Raw genomic sequence first — 19,294 nt, forward strand, 5'->3', positions numbered from 1 at the left:
CATTCGACGACCGGAGGGAGCGGAGGAAACGCCCATGGCCAACGGCACGGGGGGCCGCAACGTCGCCCGCAAGCTGATCGCCTCGCACCTGGTGAGCGGCGAGATGGAGCCCGGCACCGAGATCGGGATCCGCGTCGACCAGACCCTCACGCAGGACGCCACCGGCACGATGGTGATGCTGGAGCTGGAGGCGCTCGACCTCGGCAGGGTCCGCACCGACGTGTCGGTGCAGTACGTCGACCACAACCTGCTGCAGGCCGACGAGCGGAACATGGCCGACCACATCTTCCTGCGGTCGGCGTGCCGCCGTTACGGCCTCTGGTACTCCAAGCCCGGCAACGGCGTCTCGCACCCCACGCACATGCAGCGGTTCGGCGTGCCCGGCGCCACGATGGTCGGCTCCGACTCCCACACCTGCGCGGCGGGATCGCTCGGCATGCTGGCGATGGGCGTCGGCGGGCTGGAGGCCGCGATGGCGATGGCGGGCGAGCCGATCCACGTGACGATGCCGGAGATCTGGGGGATCCGGCTCACCGGGGAACTGCCGCCGTGGGTCAGCGCGAAGGACGTGATCCTGGAGATGCTGCGGCGGCACGGCGTCCGCGGCGGCGTCAACCGGATCATCGAGTACCACGGGCCGGGGCTGGCGGCGCTGACCGCGATGGACCGGCACGTCATCGCGAACATGGGCGCCGAGCTGGGCGCGACGACGACGGTGTTCCCGTCCGACGAGCGCGTCCTGGAGTTCCTGCGCGGCGAGGACCGCGAGGACGACTTCACCGAGATCGTCGCCGACCCCGGCGCGTCCTACGACGTCACGAACGAGATCGACCTGTCGGCGCTGGAGCCGCTGATCGCCCGGCCGTCCTCGCCCGGCGACGTGGTGCCGGTCCGCGAGGCCGCGGGGGAGGAGGTGCACCAGGTCGTCGTCGGGTCGTCGGCGAACCCGGGGCTGCGCGACTTCGCGTCCGTCGCCGCGATCGTCAAGGGCCGGCAGGTGCATCCGCACGTGTCGCTGGACGTGAACCCGACGTCCCGGCAGATCCTCGTCGACCTGACGAAGATGGGCGCCGCCACCGACCTGATCCAGGCCGGCGCCCGGATCCACCAGGCCGGCTGCCTCGGCTGCATCGGCATGGGGCAGGCGCCCGCCATCGGCCGCAACAGCCTGCGGACGTTCCCGCGCAACTTTCCCGGCCGCTCCGGCACCGCCGACGACCGCGTGTGGCTGTGCTCGCCGGAGACCGCCGCGGCCGCCGCGCTCACCGGGAAGATCACCGACCCGCGCGAGCTGGACATGGACCCGCCGGCCGTCCGCCTCCCGGAACGCTCCAGCGTCCTCCGGGAGATGCTGGAGGCGCCGCTCCCCGAGGACGAGGCGCGCCGCGTCGAACTGGAGAAGGCGCCGAGCATCGGCGTCCTGCCCGAACTCGACCCGCTGCCCGACGACCTGGACGTCCCGGTCGTCATCAAGGTCGGCGACGACGTGTCCACCGACGAGATCCTCATGGCGGGCGCGCAGGCCCTCCCGTACCGGAGCGACATCGCCAAACTGGCCGACTTCGCGTTCGTCCGCATCGACGAGGGCTACCCGGAGCGCGCGCGGGAGGCCGGGGCGCACGCCGTCATCGGCGGCCGCAACTACGGGCAGGGCTCGTCCCGGGAGCACGCCGCGATCGCGCCGCGCCACCTCGGGCTGCGGCTCGTCCTCGCCCGCGGCTACGCCCGCATCCACTGGCAGAACCTGGTCAACTTCGGGATCCTGCCGCTGGAGTTCGCCGACGAGGCCGACTACGACCGCGTCGAGCAGGGCGACCGGCTGCGGGTCGAGGGCGTCCGCGCGGCGCTGGAGAAGGGGACCGAGGTCGAGGTCCGCAACGTCACCAAGGACGAGACGTACCGCGCCCGGCACCGCCTGTCGCCCCGCCAGCGCGACCTCGTCGCCGCCGGCGGCCAGATCCCCGCCCTCCGCGCCCGCGCCTCCCGCTGACCTGCTGCGAGACCGCCCGCTGACCTGCTGCCAGACCACCCGTTGACGTGCGGCGAGTCGCCGCCATGAGCGGGATCATGACGGCGACTCGCCGCAAGAGAACGTCGTCCGGGCGTCAGAAGCGGCGGTTCTCGCGGCCGTAGCCGAGCTCGTCGGCGACGTCGGCGACGTTCTCGTACTCGCGGTCGGGCAGCGTCTCCAGCGCGCCGACCGCCGCGTCGTCCGCGCCCGCGCCGGACGCGTGCGCGACCAGGTCGTCGGGCCGGGCGGGGTAGTGGACGCCGGAGAGCAGCCGTGCCAGGTTGCTGCGGCCCTCCACGTCGCCCGCGCTCATGCCGGGCGGCGAGCCCTCGCGCGGGTCGCCGGTGGCGGCGGTCGGATCCCAGGGCGCGTCACCGGAGTACGGTTCGGTCTCCTTGAACTCCTCGGCGTGGGTGGGGTGCCCGCCGCGGACCATGCCCTCCGTCTCGTGGCCGATCTCGTCGTCCACCTTGGGACCGTGCTTGTCGCTCTTGTCTGGCATGTTCGTCCTCCCTGCGCCTTGACAGGGAGGAGCGTTCCCGGGCGGGGTCGTCTAAACAGCCGGCGATCATCGCGGGCGGGCGCGGTACGGTGTGGCGCATGCTGCCGGAGGAGGGCGTGAACGCCGTTCGGGTCGTGGTGGGGATGCTGGTCCGCGGCGAGTACGAGGAGCTGGAGACGCTCACCGAGGCCCGCCGGCTCACCGCCGCGGAGATCGCCGCGGCCGTGCGGCGGCACGGCCGGGACCTGATCAGCCCGCCGGACGAGGCGTTCCGAGAGCTCGGCGGGGTCGCCGTGCCCCGGGAGCAGGCGGACGAGCGGGCCTTCCATGTCGACTTCCCGCTCTGGACGGCGCAGGACGGCCTGTCGGACCTGACGCTCGGGCTCACGGTCGCCGAGGTGATGGACGGCGTGTGGACGGTCGAGCTGGACGGCGTCCACGCCCCCTGACCGCCCTGACCGGCCTGACCCGCCTGACCGGCTTCCGCGCCCGCCCGGCGCCTCTCGTTCGGGCCCATATGATCGTGTCTCGGCCCGGGGCACGGGGACGACGGCCCGTTTCAGGCAGGGAGGACGCGCAGTGGCAGCGCACATGACGCCGGACGAGTTCCGCCGGTACGGCAAGCAGGTCATCGACTGGATCGCCGACTACCAGGAGAAGATCGAGTCCTATCCGGTGCTGTCGCAGGCCCGCCCGGGGGACGTGCTGGCGAACCTGCCCGCCCACCCGCCGGAGCAGGGCGAGGGGTTCGAGGGCGTCCTCGCCGACATGGACCGCGTCGTCATGCCGGGCATCACCCACTGGCAGCACCCGGACTTCTTCGCCTACTTCCCGAGCGGCGCCAGCGGCCCGTCCATCCTCGGCGACCTGCTGTCGGCGGGGCTCGGCGTCCAGGGGATGCTGTGGGCGACGAGCCCGGCCTGCACCGAGCTGGAGACCCGGGTGCTCGACTGGTTCGCCGAACTGCTCGGCCTGCCGGAGCGGTTCCGCAGCGACGGCCCCGGCGGCGGCGTGATCCAGGACTCGGCGTCCGGCGCGGCCCTGGCCGCCGTCGTCGCCGCGCTGCACCGCGCGGACGGCGGCGCCGCGGGGCGCGACGGCATCGCCCGCCGCCACACCCTGTACGTCAGCTCCCAGACGCACTCCTCGCTGGAGAAGGCCGCGAGGATCGCCGGGATCGGGGCGGTGAACGTCCGCGTCGTCGACGTCGATCCCGCGACCCTGGCGATGGACCCCGCGCACCTCGACGCGCTGCTCGCCGAGGACGCCGCGGCGGGCGCGCTGCCCGTCATGGTGTGCGCGACCATCGGCACCACGTCGACCACGGCGGTCGACGCGGTGCCCGCGATCGGCGAGGTCTGCCGCCGGCACGGCGTCTGGCTGCACGTGGACGCCGCCTACGCGGGCGTCGCGGCCGTCTGCCCCGAGCTGCGCGGGATCAACGACGGTGTCGCTGAGTACGCCGACTCCTACGTCACCAACCCGCACAAGTGGCTGCTCACCAACTTCGACTGCACCACGATGTGGGTGGCCGACCGGGAACCGCTGGTGGGGGCGCTGTCGATCCTGCCGGAGTACCTGCGCAACCAGGCGTCCGCGTCCGGCGAGGTGATCGACTACCGCGACTGGCAGATCTCGCTCGGCCGCCGGTTCCGGGCGCTGAAGCTGTGGTCGGTGATCCGCTGGTACGGCGCGGAGGGGCTGCGCGAGCACGTCCGGACCGGGGTGCGGCTGGCCGCCGGGCTCGCGTCCCGGATCGCCGCCGACCCCGCGTTCGCGCTGCTGGAGGAGCCGAAGCTCAGCCTGGTCTGCTTCCGGCCGCGCTGGGACGGCCTGGACGGCGCCGAGGCCGACGCGGCGACGCTGCGGCTGATGGAGCGGCTCAACGCATCCGGCGACCTCTACCTCACCCACACCAAGGCCGGCGGGCGGGTGCTGCTGCGCGTCGCGATCGGCGCCGCCGGGACGACCGGCGCGCACGTGGACGCGGCGTGGCGGCGGATCCGGGAGGAGACCGCGGCGCTGGCCGCCGAGCGGACGCCCTGACGGCGGCGCGGGTCAGCCCTGCGACAGCCGCATCGCCCGCAGGATCCGCCGCACCAGCGACCCCGGCTCACCCTCGCCCCGCTCCGGCTCCTGCGGGCTCCCGTCCGCCTCGGGCGCGGCGGGGGCCGTCCGCCGGGGCTCGCCCGCCAGCTCGTAGTCGACCGGCAGGGAGCGCAGGCCCCGGATGAGCGGCGACGACCGCCACGCCAGCTGGTCCGGCGGCAGCGCCAGCCGCAGCCCGGCGAACCGCTCGAACAGCCGCTCCACCGCGATCGTCGTGACGGTCGTCGCGAGGTCGCGGCCCAGGCAGGCGTGCGGTCCCGCGCTCCAGGCGAGATGGGCGCGCGAGCTGTAGATCGAGTCGGGTGCGGCGTTCCCGGTGAACGCCGGGTCCAGGTGCGCGGCGGCGGGCGACACCATGACCGGGTCGCCGGCCGCGATCTGGAACCGGCCGACGCGCACGTCGGACCGGGGCCAGCGGAACGCCAGGTTCGCCATCGGCGGGTTGGCGGTGGACGCCCGGTTGATCGCCTCCTGGATCATCCCGGCGGACAGGCTGTCGCGCGCGCCGGTCTCGCCGATCAGGACCTCGGTGATGGTGTTGCAGATGAGGGTGCCGGTGACGTCGCCGACCAGCCCGGTCATCATCGCCATCTCGCCGGTGAGCTCCTCGGCCGTCAGGTCGGGCACTGCGGCGAGCATGAAGGACGGCAGGTCCTGGCCGGGGGAGGCGGCCCGGGCGGAGCACACCGCCGCCATCCGGGCCAGCAGCCGCGTGGACGCCTCGTGGGCATCGGGCCCAGCGTCCAGGACCCGCCACAGGTCGACGATCAGCCCGTCGTCCTCGTCCGCGCCGGTGCCGAGCAGCCGCCCGACGACCATCAGCGGCAGCGGCCGGGCGTACTGGGCCGCGAGGTCGGCGTAGCCGGTGCGGCCGCCGTTCTCGGCCAGCACGTCGATCAGCTCGTCGGCGTACCGCCGGACGGCCTCCTCCAGCGCCTTGGCCTCCGGGCGGGTCCGGTCCTGGAACGGGCGCAGCCCCTCGCTCCACGCGCTGCGCAGCCGGGTGGAGTCGGCGCCGTCGCGGAAACCGCAGTTGTTGGACTCGACCACCGGCAGCAGCGGCCAGTCCGCGGGGACGCTGCCCTCCCGGTAGGCGCGCCAGGAGTCGACCCGCCGGCTCCACACGCCCCGCGAGTCGCGCAGGATCTCCAGCGTCTGCGGGTAGCCGATGACCAGCCACGCCGGTACGCCCAGCACGTCCACCGGCGCGACGGGCCCGTACTCGGCGCGGAGCCGCTCGTAGAACACCGCGGGCCGCGCCTCGTAGTCGCGGTTGAGGAGCGGCTGTACGGCCAGCGACTCCAGCGGCGGATGGGCGGGTGCGGCCTCGGCCTGCGGGATCTGGGGCTCCACGATCACAAACCATAGAGAGTTCCTCCCACCCTGGCCGGTTGATGGGGAAAACTCCCAAGTTGATCTTCGGAGGGGGTGCGGATCGCCGCCGGGGCCCCGGGTATGTGAGGCTAGGGGTGCCCCTATGAGAGCTGGAGGTCCGCATGACCGACCCGAACGGAGACGGCGAGACAGGCGAGGACGACGTGAAGCGCAGGTTCCGGGAGGCCCTGGAGCGCAAGCGCGGCGCGGCGGCGAAGAACGCCGGCGGGGCGGGACGGAACGGGTCGAAGGTGAAGGGCGTGCACGAGCGCGCCGACCACCAGCGCCAGTTCCGCCGCAAGAGCGGCTGACCTGCCGCTCGGCGCGCAGACCCCCGCGCGCGACAGCGCGGGGGTCGTTCCACGGCTCGGGGCCCGCGGGCGCCGGGCGTCAGCCCCCGTAGAGCTTCTTCTCGTAGACCGCCCCGTCGTAGTGCCGCTCCAGCTCCTCGAGGCTCTCCTCGGTGTACTGGACGGCCTTGACGATCCGGGCGTGCGAGGGCAGCGTGTCCTCCGCCCACTCCTCCGGCTTCCACATCCTGGAGCGCATCAGCGCCTTCGCGCAGTGGAAGAAGATCTGCTCGATGTCCACGACCAGCGCCAGCGACGGCCGGTGGCCCTTGACGACCATGTCGTCGAAGAACGGCGCCTCCCGCACCAGCCGGGCGCGGCCGTTGATCCGCAGCGTCTCGCTGCGGCGCGGGACCATGAACAGCAGCCCCACGTGCGGGTTGCTCAGGATGTTCAGGAAGCCGTCCGCGCGGCGGTTGCCGGGCCGGTCCGGGATCGCGATCGTGGTGTCGTCGAGCACGTGCGCGAACCCGGGCGGGTCGCCCTTGGGGGAGACGTCGCAATTGCCCTCGGCGTCGCTTGTGGCGATCAGGCAGAACGGGGACCGCGCGAGCCACTCCCGGTCCCAGGCGTGCAGCGCCACGCGCTCCTTGTCGATGGCCCGCCGCATCGGGGCGCCGAGCAGCCCGCGCAGCTCCTCCGCGGAGGTGATCTCGACGACGTCGGTGGACTCGGGGGCGAGCGTCATGGCGCTCCTTCCGCCGGGGGACGTGGAAGATCATGCTAACCGGCGGCGCCGCGGACCTCGCGGGCCGGGTCCGGGCCGGGTCCTGGCCGGGTCCTGGCCGGTGGGACGCGCCCTTGCGCCGCGCCGCTCCGGCGTGGTCCTTATAGGGCATGACGGCGATCGCGGATCTCGAGTTCTTCGACTCCCACGTGCACTTCTGGCGGCCCGAGGCCAACGACTGGTACCCGGGGCTGGGCGCGTGGAAGCCCGAACTCGTCCGCGACCACCTTCCGGACGGGTACCGCGCGGCGGCGGACGGCGTCGAGATCACCGGCGTCGTGCACGTCTCCGCGGTGACGAAGCCGGGCGCCCACCTGGACGAGACCCGCTGGCTGGACGAGACGCGCCGCGGCACCGGCGACCCCTCCGCGATCATCGGCACCGTCGACCCGTCCGCGCCCCTCGACGCGGTCGCCGCCGACCTGGACGCGCAGGCCGCGAGCCCCGCCTTCCGCGGCATCCGGGTCTTCGACGGCCTGGACCCGGCGGCCGCCGGCGGCCTGTTCCGGCTGCTCGGCGAGCGGGACCTGGTCTTCGACCTGGTCGTCCACCCCGGCGACGCCGCCGCCCACGCGGCCGCCGCCGAACGCGCGCCAGGCACCGCGTTCGTGCTGGAGCACGCGGGCTGGCCGGACGGCGACGCGCCCGACCAGTTCCGCGCGTGGCGCGACGGCGTCGCCCGGCTCGCCGCGCTCCCGCACGTCGACTGCAAGATCTCCGGGCTCGGGATGGCGCTCGGCACCCTGGAGGCGGCGCGGCTGCGGCCGTTCGTGGAGACCTGCCTGGAGCTGTTCGGCGTCGAGCGGTGCTTCTTCGGCAGCAACTTCCCCGTCGACGGCCTCGCCGGGACGTTCCCACAGCTCATGACCGTCTACCGGGAGATCGTCGAGCCCCTGTCCGGCGGGGAGCGGCGGCGGCTGTTCTCCGGCAACGCCCGCCGCCGCTACCGGGCCTGACGCCCCGCCGGCGCCCGGAACCGGGAAACTCCTCGGCCGCGCCCGGTGACTTTCCCGTCCCGCCGGGGTCAGTTCAGGTGGGGACGGTCCCCGGAAGGCGAGGGCGGGGATGAGTTCGGTGGAGACGGTGGCGCTGCTCGAACGGTCCGTCGGTTACGCGCTCGGCGGGCTCGGGGGCGTCACGCCCGCGGCGCTGGGCCGGGCGACGCCGTGCCGCGGCTGGGATCTCGGGATGCTGCTGCGGCACACCGCCGACTCCCTGGACGCCCTGCTGGAGGCCGTCGACACGGGCTCGGTCCGGCTGGAGCCGGCGCCCGTGCCCCGCGACGCGCCGCCGGACGACCCGGCCGCCGCGCTGGTGGCGGCGCTCCGGTCCGGCGCCGTCCGGCTCCTCGGCGCCTGGACCACCGCCGACGACCGGCCGGTCACGGTCGGCGGGTGCCCGATGCGCGCGGTCGTGGTCGCGATGACGGGCGCCATCGAGCTCGCGGTGCACGGCTGGGACATCGGCTGCGCGACCGGGAGCCCCCGGCCCATCCCGCCGGGCCTCGCCGGGCTGCTGCTGGACCCCGCCATGGCGCTGGTCACCGACACGACGCGCGACGGCCTGTTCGCCCCGGCCGTCCCGGTGCCGGGCACCGCCGCGCCGGCCGACCGGCTGCTCGCCCATCTGGGCCGCGACCCGCGGGTCTTTCAGGCGCGCGGGGCGTAGCGGCGGACGCCGCCCTCCTCGTGGGCGTCCAGGACGCCCTGGTCGGCCAGCACGTCCAGGTGCGCCTCGATCTCCAGTACGGCGAGCATCCGGCTGAAAGAGTCGAGGTCGGCGAGCGTGCGGCGGCGCCGCGTCCAGGTCATCGCCCCGGCGACCGCGAAGGCCGTCCCGTGGCCCGCGCGGACCTGCTCGGCGGCGGCGTCGAGGCGGGCCGCGTGGTGCTCCAGCAGCTCGTCGATCCGGGCGTGGGTGCTCGGCGTCACCGGGCCGTGCGCGGGCAGCAGCAGCGTGTCGGGCATGTCGCGGACGAGCCGCAGCGAGTCCAGGTAGCTGCGCAGCGGCCGCCGCTCCGGCTCGGCCTCCAGGCCGATGGACGGGCTGATGTGCGGCAGGACGTGGTCGCCCGCGAACAGCAGCCCGGCCGCCGCGTCCCGCAGCACCACGTGCCCGCGGGTGTGCCCGGGCGTGGCGAACACGTCCAGCGCGCGGCCGGTGAGCGCGACCCGCTCCCCGTCGTCCAGCCAGGCGTCGGGCGCGGTCAGCGGGTCCTCCTCGTCGGCGGGGTCGCGCGGGATCGCGGCGATCTCCGCGGCGAGTTCGGTCGCGCCGCAGCGGCGGAGCATCTCGATCTGCCGCGCGTGCGGGCCGCGCGTGACGGCGGACGCCTCGATCGACGGCCGCTCACCGCGCCCGACCCGCACCCGGGTGCCGAACGAGCCGCGCAGCGCGAGCGCCTGCGAGTAGTGGTCCTTGTGCGCGTGCGTGACGAGGAACTGCGCCACGTCCTCGGGCTTGTGCCCGAGCGTGCGGAGCGCGCTCTCGAGCGCCGTGCGGCTGTCCGGCATCGCCCAGCCGGAGTCGATCAGGACCGGGCCGCCGGCGTCCTCGACGACGTAGACGTTGACGGCGTGCAGCGACGGGATCGGCAGCGCCAGCGGGATCCGGTGCACGCCGGGCACCACCGGATGGGCCCCCGGTTCGTACCATTCCGCCGCCTGTTCCACCACCGGTGCCGTCACCGCGCGCCCCCCGATTCTCGAATCGCGTTCTATTAGTGGAACTTACTTCATCCCGGAAACCCCCCGCACCGCCGGGGGCGCCGGCAGCGTCGTTTCTGGGGGGCGACCCCCAGACCCCCGGGGTGGGGGCTGACCGGTGCCCTGCACTCCGCTGGCGCTCCGTTCCGGGCACCGGTCAGCCGTGCGCGGCGTCGCGGTCGGCGGCGCGGCGCGCCTCCTTCGCCGCCTTCCGCGCCTCCCGCGCCGCCTCCTCCGCGCGGGCGCGCGCCTGCTCGGCCCGCTCCGCCTTGCGCGCCGCCGAGTCCCGCTCCGCCGTGGCGCGGTCCAGCTCGTGCCGCAACCGCCCCACCTCGGCGGACGCGTCGTCCGCCACCCGCTTCGCCGCGTCGGCGCGCTCGGCCCGGTCCGCCAGGGCGCGCTCGGCCTCGTCCGCCTTCCGGGCCAGGGTCTCCGCGCGGCGGGCGCGCGCCGCGCTCGTCCGGGTGACCTTCGGCCGCTCGGCCTTCTTCTCCCGTCGGGCGGGCTTCTCCGGCGGGGCGGGCTTGCTCTGCTCCTTCGGCGGCGGCTCCGGGGCGAGGGCGAAGCCCGCCGGGACGAAACCGGTGTGGCTGCGCGGCTGCGGCAGGCGCCCCTCCCGCACCTCGGCGGCGACCTCCTCGTCCACGGTGGCCGCCTGCAGGGTGTCCTCGACCTCGCGGACGGCCTGGTCGCGCAGCGGACGCCCCGCCTCGGCCGCGATCTCGCCCGCCCGGCGCAGCAGGGCCGCGACGAGCCGCGCCCGCTGCTGCTCCAGGTCGCCGAGCCCGCCGCCCGAGGCCCACGCCTCCCGCATCCGCGCGCCGACGTCCAGCAGCCGGCCGAGATCGCCGGCCGCCGACCGGGCCAGCAGGTTCACCGCCCAGGCCGACAGCGTCGGCCGGCGCAGCCCGCCGATCCGCTTGGCGAGCGCGGCATCCCCCTCCGCCTTGGCCTCGCGGACCAGCCGCGTCCGGGTCGCCACGAACTCCTCCGGCACGACGCGGTACAGCTCGTCGGCCGCCGTCGAGAACTCCACGCCCGTCTCCTACCCGCCCGGAGCCGATCTCAGGGGCGCAGGGCGTCCTCGACGAGGGCGAGCAGCCGGCCGGGCTGCGCGGGGTCGTGCGCCGCCTCCTCGGTGGCGAGCGCCACGCCCACGACCAGCTGCATCATGTCGGCGGCCGTCACGTCGGGGCGCGCCGCGCCCGCCCGCTGGGCGTGGGCGAGGACGCGCCCGGCCGCCTCCCGGATCGCGGTATGGCAGTCGAAGCCCAGGTCCGGCGGGCCCGCCAGCGCCGCGCCGCCGAGCCCGTGGTCGCCGCTCGCGTGGTCGAGGAAGGCGCGCAGCCAGCCCGCCAGCGCGGCGCCGGGGGGCTCGGAGGCGATCAGCCGGTCCGCCCGGGCGCACAGCCGCTCGACGCGGTCGGCGAGGACGGCGGCCAGCAGCGCCTGGCGGGTGGGGAAGTGCCGGTAGAGGGTGCCGGGGCCGACGCCCGCGCGCCGCGCGATCTCGTTGAGGGACGCGTCCGGGCCGTTCTCGGCGAACGTCTCGCGGGCCGCGGCGAGGACCCGCTCGCGGTTGCGGCGGGCGTCCGCGCGCAGCGGGCGCCCGGGGCGCGTCTCGTCCGCCGTGGTCATCGTCCCATCCTGGGCCGTCGCGGTCCGGGTAGCCAACTGGAGAAGTTCTCCGTATCGTACCCCGGGAGTAACCGGAGAAGCTCTCCGGAAATTGGAGGCGTGTGATGGAGCGGGACGGGCTCGGCCGGGTCGGGATCTGGACGTTCGCGTTCGACGGGCGGCCGGCGGGACGGGTGCGCGAGGCGGCGGCGGAGATCGAGGAGCTCGGCTACGGGGCGATCTGGTTCGGGGAGGCGTTCGGGCGCGACACCGTCGGGCAGGCGTGGCTGCTGCTGGGCGCGACGCGGCGGATCGCCGTCGCGTCCGGGATCGCCAACGTCGCCTTCCGCGACCCGATCGCGATGGCGGGCGCCGCGCGCACGCTCGGGGAGGCGTTCCCGGGCCGCTACCTGCTCGGGCTCGGCGGCCACCGGGTCGGCGACCCCGGCGAGCTGGACGGCTACGCGATGCCGCCGGTCGGGCGGCCGGTGCCGATGATGCGGGCCTACCTCGACGCGATGGACGCGGTGCCGCGGCACAGCCCGGATGCCGACCCGGTGCCGCGCCGGGTGCTGGCGGCCCTCGGGCCGAAGATGCTGGAGCTGGCGGCCGAGCGGACGTGGGGTGCGCATCCGTACTTCGTGCCCGTCGAGCACACCGTGCGGGCCAGGAAGATCATGGGCCCGGACGCGTTCCTGGGCGTCGAGCAGGCCGTCGTCCTCGACACGGACGCCGCTCGCGCCCGGGAGGTGGCGCGGGCGCACGTCGGCGGCTACGTGCAGGCGGCGGAGCACCAGCGGGCCAGCGTGCGGCGGCTCGGGTACGGCGATGACGACATGACGGGCGGTCCCGGCGGCGGCCCGAGCGACCGGCTCGTGGACGCCATCGTCGCGCACGGTGACGTGGACGCGATCCGCAAGCGCGTGCAGGAGCACCTGGACGCGGGCGCCGACCACGTCTGCGTCCAGGTCCTCACCGAGGACCCGGCGGCGCTGCCGCTGGAGCAGTGGCGCGAGCTGGCCCCGGCGCTTCTTTGAACCGGCAGGCCATGGACGCGATATGTCGCTTCTGCTTATACTCGTACGCGAGTATTCGTTGACGAGGAGCACGGCATGCCGAAGCGGCGGAAGGTGAGCAACCTTCTGGGGCTCGCCGTGCTGTCGACGGTCTCCGCCAGGCCCATGCACCCGTACGAGATGGCCTCGCTGATGAAGGCGCGTGGCAAGGACCACGACATGGACATCAAGTGGGGCTCGCTCTACACAGTCGTCCGGAACCTGGAGAAGCACGGGTTCCTGGCGGTGGAGGGCAGCGTCCGCGACGGCGCCCGCCCCGAGCGCACCGTCTACCGGATCACCGACGCCGGGCGCGAAGAACTGGCCGACTGGGTGCGGGAGCTGATCGAGGTCCCCGAGACCGAGCACCGGCGGCTCGAGGCCGGGCTGTCGGTGCTCGGCGCGCTCGGCCCGGACGAGACCGCCGAGCTGCTGCGCCGCCGCCTCGGCGCGCTGGAGCAGCGGATCGCGGGCGAGCGCGCCGCGCTCGCCGCCGAGACCGAGGTGCCGCGCGTCTTCCTGCTGGAGGCCGAGTACGCCCTGGCCATCCTGCAGGCGGAGGCGGACTGGGTGCGGGCCTTCCTCGGCGAGATCACCGGCGGCACGCTGGAGGGCCTGGCGATGTGGCGCGCGTTCCACGCCACCGGACACGTCCCGCCCGAGATCGCGGAACTCGCGGAAAGGGGTGCCACCGAGAGCTGAGCACGGCCCGGCGGCGGTGCTGCAACACCGCCGCCGCGCCTCAGAACCCACCACGGAAACCCGCTCGCGGAGCAGGTCCCGGCGGCGAGACCTCGAAACCAGCCTATCCGGGACGCCCCGACGAGCACGTCTCGCCGTACGGAGGCGACCATGGCGCACGCCATCGAGGCCGACCATCTGGTCAAGCACTATCCCGGCGACGTCCGGGCCCTGGACGGGCTGTCCGTCACCGTCGGCCGGGGAGAGATCCTCGGCCTGCTCGGCCCCAACGGGGCGGGCAAGTCCACCGCCGTCAAGATCCTCACCACGCTGGTCCGGCCGGACGCGGGCACCGCGTCCGTCGCCGGGCACGACGTCCTGCGCCGCCCCGGCCGGGTGCGGCGCGCCATCGGCGTCGTGGCGCAGCAGTCCGGCGCCGATCCCGGCGCTTCGGGCCGCGCGAACCTGGTCCTGCAAGGGCGGCTGCACGGGATGGGCGGCGCGGACGCGCGCCGCCGCGCCGACGAGTTGCTCGACCGCTTCGGGCTGCGGGACGCCGCGTCCCGCCAGGTGAAGACCTACTCCGGCGGGATGCGGCGCCGCCTGGACGTGGCGCTCGGCCTCGTCCACCGGCCGCAGGTGCTGTTCCTGGACGAGCCGACCACCGGTCTCGACCCGGAGGCCCGCGCGTCGATGTGGGCGGAGATCGCCCGGCTGGCGGGCGACGACGCGCTCGCGATCCTGCTGACCACGCACTACCTGGACGAGGCGGACCGGCTCGCCGGACGGCTGGCGATCGTCGACCGCGGCCGGGTCGTCGCCGAGGGCACCCCGGACGCGCTCAAGGGCGAGCTGCGCGGCGACGCCGTCCACCTGGAGTGGGCGGAGGCACCGGACGAGGCGCGGGTGCGCGCGGCGCTCGGCCGGCTGCCCGGCGTGCGCGACATCGTGCTGGACGGCACGCGGCTCAGCGCGCGCGCCGACGACGGTGCGTCCGCCGTACCCGCCGTACTGGCCGCACTAGACCAGGCTGGGATGCCGGTTGCGGCGGCGACGGTCGCGCGTCCCTCGCTGGACGACGTGTACCTGCGCTACGCCGGACGCCGGTTCGCGCAGGCGGACGCCGAACCCGACGCGGCGCCCGAGCCCGCCGCGATCGGAGGTGCGCGATGAGCGGGCTCCTCACCGGCACCTGGTGGATGACGCAGCGCCGGCTGTCGGCGCTCGCCCGCAACCCGGCCGTCCTGGTCATGACGCTCGTCCAGCCGATGATCTGGCTGTTCCTGTTCGGCGAGCTGTTCAAGCGGGTCGTCGACCTGCCCGGCTTCGGCGCCCCGTCCTACCTCGACTACCTCGTCCCCGGGGTCGTGGTCATGAACGCGGTGTCGCTGAACTCGTTCGCCGGGATGGCCACCATGGACGAGATCGAGCGCGGCACCCTGAACCGGTTCCTCGTGACGCCGGTGCGGCGCAGCGCGATCACCAACGCGGGCGTCGTCGAGCAGGCGCTCAGCACCGCGTTCCAGTCCATCGTGATCATCGCGCTGGGGTGGGCGGCGGGCGCGCGCTATCCCGGCGGCGCCGCCGGGCTCGCCGTGCTCGTCGCCGCGTCCGTGCTGGTCGGCGTCGTGCTCGCGGCGCTGTCGAACACCCTCGCGCTGCTGCTGCGCGACCGCAACACCATCATCGGGCTGAACGTGATGCTGCTGCTGCCGCTGACGTTCCTGTCGTCGGCGTTCATGGCGAAAAGCCTGATGCCGGCCTGGATCCGGCACGTCGCGGCATTCAACCCGGTGAGCTGGGCCCTGGACGCCGGTCGCGCCGCGATGGCGGGCAACCCGGACTGGGGCTCGGTCGCCCTGCACGGCGGATGGCTGCTGGCCCTGACCGCGCTCACCGTCGCGTTCGCGGTCTTCTCGCTGCGCAGCTACCAGAAGTCGCAGTGACCCGGCGCCCGGCCGCGGCTCAGCGGGTGTCGAGGAAGCGGTCGAGGACGCGGGTGCCGAACGCCAGGCCGTCCACCGGGACCCGCTCGTCCACGCCGTGGAACATGCCGAAGTAGTCCAGGTCCGGGCCGAGCCGCAGCGGCGCGAACCCGAAGCTCGTGATGCCGATCGCGTTGAACGACTTGGCGTCGGTGCCGCCCGCCATCACGTACGGGACGGGCCGGGCCAGCGGGTCCTCGGCCCGCAACGACCCGGCGAGCGCGGCGAACGTCGCGCCCGCCGGGTCCGCCGCCGGGGCCTCCTCGTGGTTGATGAACTCCCGGGCGACCTTCGGGCCGAGCAGCCGGTCGATCGTCTCCAGGAACTCCTCGCCGGTCCCCGGCAGGTACCGGCCGTCGACCTGCGCGGACGCCGTGCCCGGCACCACGTTCACCTTGTAGCCGGCCTCCAGCCGCGTCGGGTTCGCGGAGTTGCGGACCGTCCCGGCGAACAGGTGCCCGGCGCGGCCGAGCCGCGCCGCCTCCTCGTCCAGCCGGTCGTGGTCGATGGTGGTGCCGAGGGCGTCCGCGAGGCCGTCCAGCAGCGCCCGCACGCCCGGCGTCAGCCGCACCGGCCACCGGTACGAGGCGATCCGCGACACCGCGTGCGCGATCTCGGCGACGGCGTTGTCGGGCGCCGGCTTGGAGCCGTGCCCGGCGGTGCCGCGCGCCGTCAGCCGCATCCAGGCGGTGCCGCGCTCGCCGGTCGCGACCGGGTAGATCCGGGCCCCGCCCTCCTCCACGCTGAACCCGCCCGACTCGCTGATCGCCTCGGCGCAGCCCTCGAAGTACCCGCGGTGCTCGCGCGCCACGTACCGGGAGCCGTACTCGCCGGTGCACTCCTCGTCGGCGAGGAACGCCAGCACCAGGTCGCCGCGCGTCCGGCGGCCCGCCCGCAGCCGCGCCCGGACGGTCGCGAGCGTCATCGCGAGGCTGCCCTTCATGTCGACGGCGCCGCGCCCCCACACGCATCCGTCGCGCACCTCGCCGGAGAACGGCGGGACCGTCCAGTCGGACGCGTCGGCGGGGACCACGTCGAGGTGCCCGTGGACGAGGAACGCCGGGTGCGACGGATCCGTGCCGGGGATCCGGGCGAGCACGCTGGCGCGGCCCGGCGCCGACTCGACGATCTCGGCGGCCACGCCGACCTCGTCCAGCAGCGCCGCGACGTGCTCGGCGGCGGGCCGCTCCGGCAGCGCCACCCCCTCGCCCCGGTTGGTGGTGTCGAAGCGGATGAGGTCCGCGCAGATGGCGGCGGCCTCCGCGCCCGGGTCCCCGTCCGGGGCCGGTGCCGTCTCCGTTTCCGCCGTCTCCGCCGTCGCGTCCGGCCGCCGAGTCACCCGTGGAGCCCCTTTCGCAGGAAAGTTTAATTTTCTCCCGCCGCTGACCTGTGTCAACGGTTGATCAACAAGTCTCGATCCGGTTTCGACTCGGTCAGCGCCATACCGAAACCGCCGCGCCGGTACGACGCTGCCACCAACCTGAAGTGCGGCGGGTGTCCGGGCCCGGTGCACGAGGGGACAGCACGAGGAGGAGCATGACGAGCCTCAGGGACGCGGGCCCGCGCAGGGGCGCGCGCGGGAAGGTCGCGGCGCTCGCCGCGGTGGCGCTGGCGGCCTCGCTCGGCCTGTCGGCCTGCGGCGGGAGCGGGAAGAAGAGCGACGGCGTGTTCACCGTCGGCCACTCCGAACCCGACCACCTGGTGCCGGGCAACACCACCAGCAGCTACTCCTTCGACGTGCTCAGCGGCCTGTTCGACAACCTCGAGGGTCTCACGAAGGACGGCAAGGCCTACAACCTGGCCGCCGAGTCCATCAGCACCACCGACCAGAAGGTCTGGACGATCAAGGTCCGCGGCGGCCAGAAGTTCCACAACGGCGAGCCGGTCACCGCGCAGAGCTTCGCCGACGCCTGGAACAACGCGGCGTACGGGCCGAACGCCTACTCCGCCAACGACTACTTCTCGCACATCCAGGGGTACGACGCGATGAACCCCGAGGACGAGAAGGCCAAGCCGAAGGCCGACAAGCTCTCCGGCGTCCAGGTCGTCGACCCCTCGACGCTCAAGGTGACGCTCACCGCGCCGTTCAACCAGTTCCCGCTGCTGCTGACCTACCCGGCGTTCGCGCCGATGCCGAAGGCGGGTCTGCAGGACCCCAAGTCGTTCGAGAACCACCCGATCGGCAACGGCCCGTACATGATGAGCGGGAACTGGGAACGCAACAAGCAGATCAAACTCGTGCCGTTCCCCGGTTACACCGGCCCGCGCAAGCCGAAGAACAAGGGCGTGATCTGGAAGAGCTACTCCAGCGCCGACAGCGCCTACACCGACCTGCGCGCCGGGAAGATCGACGTGCTGCAGACGATCCCGGCGGCGAAGGTGCCGGAGGCGAAGCGGCTGCTCGGCGACCGCTTCCTGCCCCGCAAGATGGGCACGATGGACTACCTCGGCTTCCCGCTGTGGGACAAGCGGTTCGCGAACCCGGACCTGCGCAAGGCCATCTCGATGGTCATCGACCGGCAGGGCATCAACAAGGCCGTCTACAACGGCGACTACTTCCCGGCCGACTCGCTGCTGCCGTCCATCATCGAGGGGCACCGCGCGAACGCCTGCGGTGAGCTGTGCACCTTCGACCCGGCGAAGGCCAAGACGCTGTTCGACAAGGCCGGCGGGTTCAAGGGAACGTTGGAGCTGTACTTCTCCAACGCGCAGCCCACCTACTACCAGTGGATGCAGATCGTCGCGAACTCGCTGAAGCAGAACCTCGGCATCCAGGACATCCAGTTCCGCCAGGTCCCCGCGTCCGACTACTTCTCGATGCTGAACAAGCGCACGGAGAAGGGCCCGTACCGGCAGAACTGGGAGGCCGACTACCCGAGCGCCCAGAACTACCTCGAGAACATGTGGGCGTCGGACGCCAACCGCATGGGCTGGAAGAGCAAGGAGTTCGACGACCTGATCGCCAAGGCGAACAGCTCCGCCGACCACCAGCAGGCGCTGCAGTTCTACAACCAGGCCGAGGACGTCGCCATCCGCGAGATGCCGATGATCCCGCTGTGGACGTGGGCGGGCCAGGGCGGCCGCTCCAGCCACGTGGACAACGTCACCATCACGGCGTTCTCCACCGGCCTGCTCGTCAACGAAGTGACGGTGAAGTAACCGGCGATGTGGCGCTATGTCCTGCGGCGGCTCCTCCAGGCGGTCCCCGTCTTCATCGGGACGACCCTGCTGATCTACGCGATGGTGTTCGCGTTGCCGGGCGACCCGATCCAGGCGCTCGCCGGGGACAAGCCCGTGCCCGCGAACGTCCTGTCGACGCTGCGGGACCGCTACAACCTGAACGATCCGCTGCTGGTGCAGTACGGCAAGTACATGTGGGGTCTCCTCCAGGGCAACCTGGGGGAGAACTACGACGGCCAGAAGGTCGCGGACATGCTCGGCGGGCGCTGGACGGTGACCGCCCAGCTGGCGCTCACCGCCTGGATCTTCGAGCTGGTCATCGGCATCGCGCTCGGCGTGTGGGCCGGGCTGCGCCGCGGCAGGGTCGCCGACACGCTCGTGCTCGGCGGCACCACGCTGCTGATCGCGGTGCCGGTGTTCGTGCTCGGCTACACCGCGCAGATCCTGTTCGGGCTGCACTGGAAGATCTTCCCGACGGCCGGGACCGACGACGGCTGGCCGATGAGCTACCTGCTGCCCGGCATGGTGCTCGGCTCGCTCGGCCTGTCGTACGTGGCCCGGCTGACCCGGACGAGCCTCGCCGAGAACCTGCGCGCCGACTACGTCCGCACCGCCAACGCCAAGGGGCTGTCGCGGGCGCGGGTCGTCGGCCGGCACGCGCTGCGCAACTCGCTGATCCCGGTCGTCACCTACCTCGGCGTCGACTTCGGGAACCTGATGGGCGGCGCGATCGTGACCGAGGGGATCTTCAACCTGCCGGGCATCGGGCAGCAGGTGTTCCAGTCCATCCAGCTGAAGGAGGGACCGGTGGTGGTCGGCGCGGTCACCGTGCTCGTGCTGATCTTCCTGCTGGTCAACCTGGTCGTGGACCTGCTGTACGGGCTGCTGGACCCGCGGATCAGGTACGAGTGACGAGCGACCCGGAGGGGCATTGAAGACGATCGACCCGGGCGCGGCCGACCCCGGCCCGCCGGGCGCGGAACCGGAGCCGGCGGACA

General features: G+C 73.8%; 19 protein-coding genes. 12 read left to right on the forward strand and 7 right to left on the reverse strand.

Annotation, left to right across the window (positions count from 1 at the left end; translation table 11 throughout):
- Nucleotides 1–34 precede the first annotated feature (34 nt).
- Nucleotides 35–1,990 carry an aconitate hydratase gene (locus tag F9B16_RS27215; protein WP_151543048.1) on the forward strand — a complete coding sequence of 652 codons (1,956 nt, stop codon included), beginning with the start codon at nt 35–37 and terminating at the stop codon, nt 1,988–1,990.
- A 115-nt stretch (nt 1,991–2,105) separates the two neighbouring features.
- On the opposite strand, the gene F9B16_RS27220 is transcribed toward F9B16_RS27215, so the two are convergent.
- Complete coding sequence (locus tag F9B16_RS27220; RefSeq protein ID WP_151543049.1) at nt 2,106–2,513, reverse strand: DUF2795 domain-containing protein; 408 nt, start codon at nt 2,511–2,513, stop codon at nt 2,106–2,108.
- Between the two features lie 98 nt (nt 2,514–2,611).
- On the opposite strand from F9B16_RS27220, the gene F9B16_RS27225 reads away from it, so the two are divergent.
- A complete protein-coding gene (locus F9B16_RS27225; RefSeq protein ID WP_151543050.1) occupies nt 2,612–2,962 on the forward strand; it encodes a DUF7668 domain-containing protein in 351 nt (116 codons plus the stop codon).
- Nucleotides 2,963–3,092: 130 nt separating this feature from the next.
- Nucleotides 3,093–4,559, forward strand: coding sequence for an aminotransferase class I/II-fold pyridoxal phosphate-dependent enzyme (locus F9B16_RS27230; RefSeq protein ID WP_225991982.1), 1,467 nt, complete (start codon nt 3,093–3,095; stop codon nt 4,557–4,559).
- Between the two features lie 12 nt (nt 4,560–4,571).
- Here the strand turns inward: F9B16_RS27230 and F9B16_RS27235 are convergent, their stop codons facing one another.
- On the reverse strand, nt 4,572–5,975 hold the full coding sequence (locus tag F9B16_RS27235; protein WP_151543051.1) for a cytochrome P450 family protein: 1,404 nt from the start codon (nt 5,973–5,975) through the stop codon (nt 4,572–4,574).
- Nucleotides 5,976–6,118: 143 nt separating this feature from the next.
- Between F9B16_RS27235 and F9B16_RS27240 the strand changes: the two genes are divergently transcribed.
- On the forward strand, nt 6,119–6,307 hold the full coding sequence (locus F9B16_RS27240; RefSeq protein WP_151543052.1) for a DUF5302 domain-containing protein: 189 nt from the start codon (nt 6,119–6,121) through the stop codon (nt 6,305–6,307).
- A 79-nt stretch (nt 6,308–6,386) separates the two neighbouring features.
- Here F9B16_RS27240 and F9B16_RS27245 read toward each other — a convergent pair whose 3' ends face one another.
- Entirely contained in the window at nt 6,387–7,034 is a 648-nt protein-coding gene (locus tag F9B16_RS27245; RefSeq protein ID WP_151543053.1) for a pyridoxamine 5'-phosphate oxidase family protein, read from the reverse strand.
- A gap of 149 nt (nt 7,035–7,183) precedes the next feature.
- Between F9B16_RS27245 and F9B16_RS27250 the strand changes: the two genes are divergently transcribed.
- The gene (locus tag F9B16_RS27250; RefSeq protein ID WP_151543054.1) at nt 7,184–8,029 is read left to right on the forward strand and encodes an amidohydrolase family protein; all 846 of its coding nucleotides are present in this window, start codon (nt 7,184–7,186) and stop codon (nt 8,027–8,029) included.
- A gap of 109 nt (nt 8,030–8,138) precedes the next feature.
- Nucleotides 8,139–8,741: a TIGR03086 family metal-binding protein gene (locus F9B16_RS27255; protein ID WP_151543055.1), complete on the forward strand. Its 603-nt coding sequence runs from the start codon at nt 8,139–8,141 to the stop codon at nt 8,739–8,741.
- On the opposite strand, the gene F9B16_RS27260 is transcribed toward F9B16_RS27255, so the two are convergent.
- The 3 genes from F9B16_RS27260 to F9B16_RS27270 form a co-directional block, all read right to left on the reverse strand.
- Entirely contained in the window at nt 8,723–9,760 is a 1,038-nt protein-coding gene (locus tag F9B16_RS27260) for an MBL fold metallo-hydrolase (RefSeq protein WP_151543056.1), read from the reverse strand. The genes F9B16_RS27255 and F9B16_RS27260 overlap by 19 nt on opposite strands.
- A 175-nt stretch (nt 9,761–9,935) precedes the next feature.
- Nucleotides 9,936–10,814 carry a hypothetical protein gene (locus F9B16_RS27265; protein ID WP_151543057.1) on the reverse strand — a complete coding sequence of 293 codons (879 nt, stop codon included), beginning with the start codon at nt 10,812–10,814 and terminating at the stop codon, nt 9,936–9,938.
- 29 nt (nt 10,815–10,843) lie between these two features.
- Nucleotides 10,844–11,416: a TetR/AcrR family transcriptional regulator gene (locus F9B16_RS27270; protein WP_151543058.1), complete on the reverse strand. Its 573-nt coding sequence runs from the start codon at nt 11,414–11,416 to the stop codon at nt 10,844–10,846.
- 104 nt (nt 11,417–11,520) lie between these two features.
- On the opposite strand from F9B16_RS27270, the gene F9B16_RS27275 reads away from it, so the two are divergent.
- From F9B16_RS27275 to F9B16_RS27290, 4 genes are all read left to right on the forward strand, one after another.
- Nucleotides 11,521–12,432, forward strand: coding sequence for a TIGR03620 family F420-dependent LLM class oxidoreductase (locus F9B16_RS27275; protein ID WP_151543059.1), 912 nt, complete (start codon nt 11,521–11,523; stop codon nt 12,430–12,432).
- 75 nt (nt 12,433–12,507) lie between these two features.
- Nucleotides 12,508–13,152, forward strand: a complete 645-nt coding sequence (locus tag F9B16_RS27280; protein ID WP_151543060.1) for a PadR family transcriptional regulator — start codon at nt 12,508–12,510, stop codon at nt 13,150–13,152.
- Between the two features lie 150 nt (nt 13,153–13,302).
- Nucleotides 13,303–14,304 (forward strand): ATP-binding cassette domain-containing protein, encoded by a 1,002-nt coding sequence (locus tag F9B16_RS27285; protein ID WP_151543061.1) that lies wholly within the window; start codon nt 13,303–13,305, stop codon nt 14,302–14,304.
- Nucleotides 14,301–15,077 carry an ABC transporter permease gene (locus F9B16_RS27290; protein WP_151543062.1) on the forward strand — a complete coding sequence of 259 codons (777 nt, stop codon included), beginning with the start codon at nt 14,301–14,303 and terminating at the stop codon, nt 15,075–15,077. The genes F9B16_RS27285 and F9B16_RS27290 overlap by 4 nt, the downstream gene beginning before the upstream one ends.
- 19 nt (nt 15,078–15,096) lie before the next feature.
- Here the strand turns inward: F9B16_RS27290 and F9B16_RS27295 are convergent, their stop codons facing one another.
- Nucleotides 15,097–16,455 carry a M20/M25/M40 family metallo-hydrolase gene (locus F9B16_RS27295; protein ID WP_151543063.1) on the reverse strand — a complete coding sequence of 453 codons (1,359 nt, stop codon included), beginning with the start codon at nt 16,453–16,455 and terminating at the stop codon, nt 15,097–15,099.
- A 197-nt stretch (nt 16,456–16,652) separates the two neighbouring features.
- Here F9B16_RS27295 and F9B16_RS27300 point away from each other — a divergent pair, with 197 nt between their 5' ends.
- Both F9B16_RS27300 and F9B16_RS27305 read left to right on the forward strand, forming a co-directional pair.
- Nucleotides 16,653–18,275: a peptide ABC transporter substrate-binding protein gene (locus tag F9B16_RS27300; protein ID WP_151543064.1), complete on the forward strand. Its 1,623-nt coding sequence runs from the start codon at nt 16,653–16,655 to the stop codon at nt 18,273–18,275.
- 6 nt (nt 18,276–18,281) lie between these two features.
- Entirely contained in the window at nt 18,282–19,208 is a 927-nt protein-coding gene (locus F9B16_RS27305; protein WP_151543065.1) for an ABC transporter permease, read from the forward strand.
- Nucleotides 19,209–19,294: the final 86 nt, after the last annotated feature.

Source organism: Actinomadura montaniterrae, from assembly GCF_008923365.1.
Classification (GTDB): domain Bacteria; phylum Actinomycetota; class Actinomycetes; order Streptosporangiales; family Streptosporangiaceae; genus Spirillospora; species Spirillospora montaniterrae.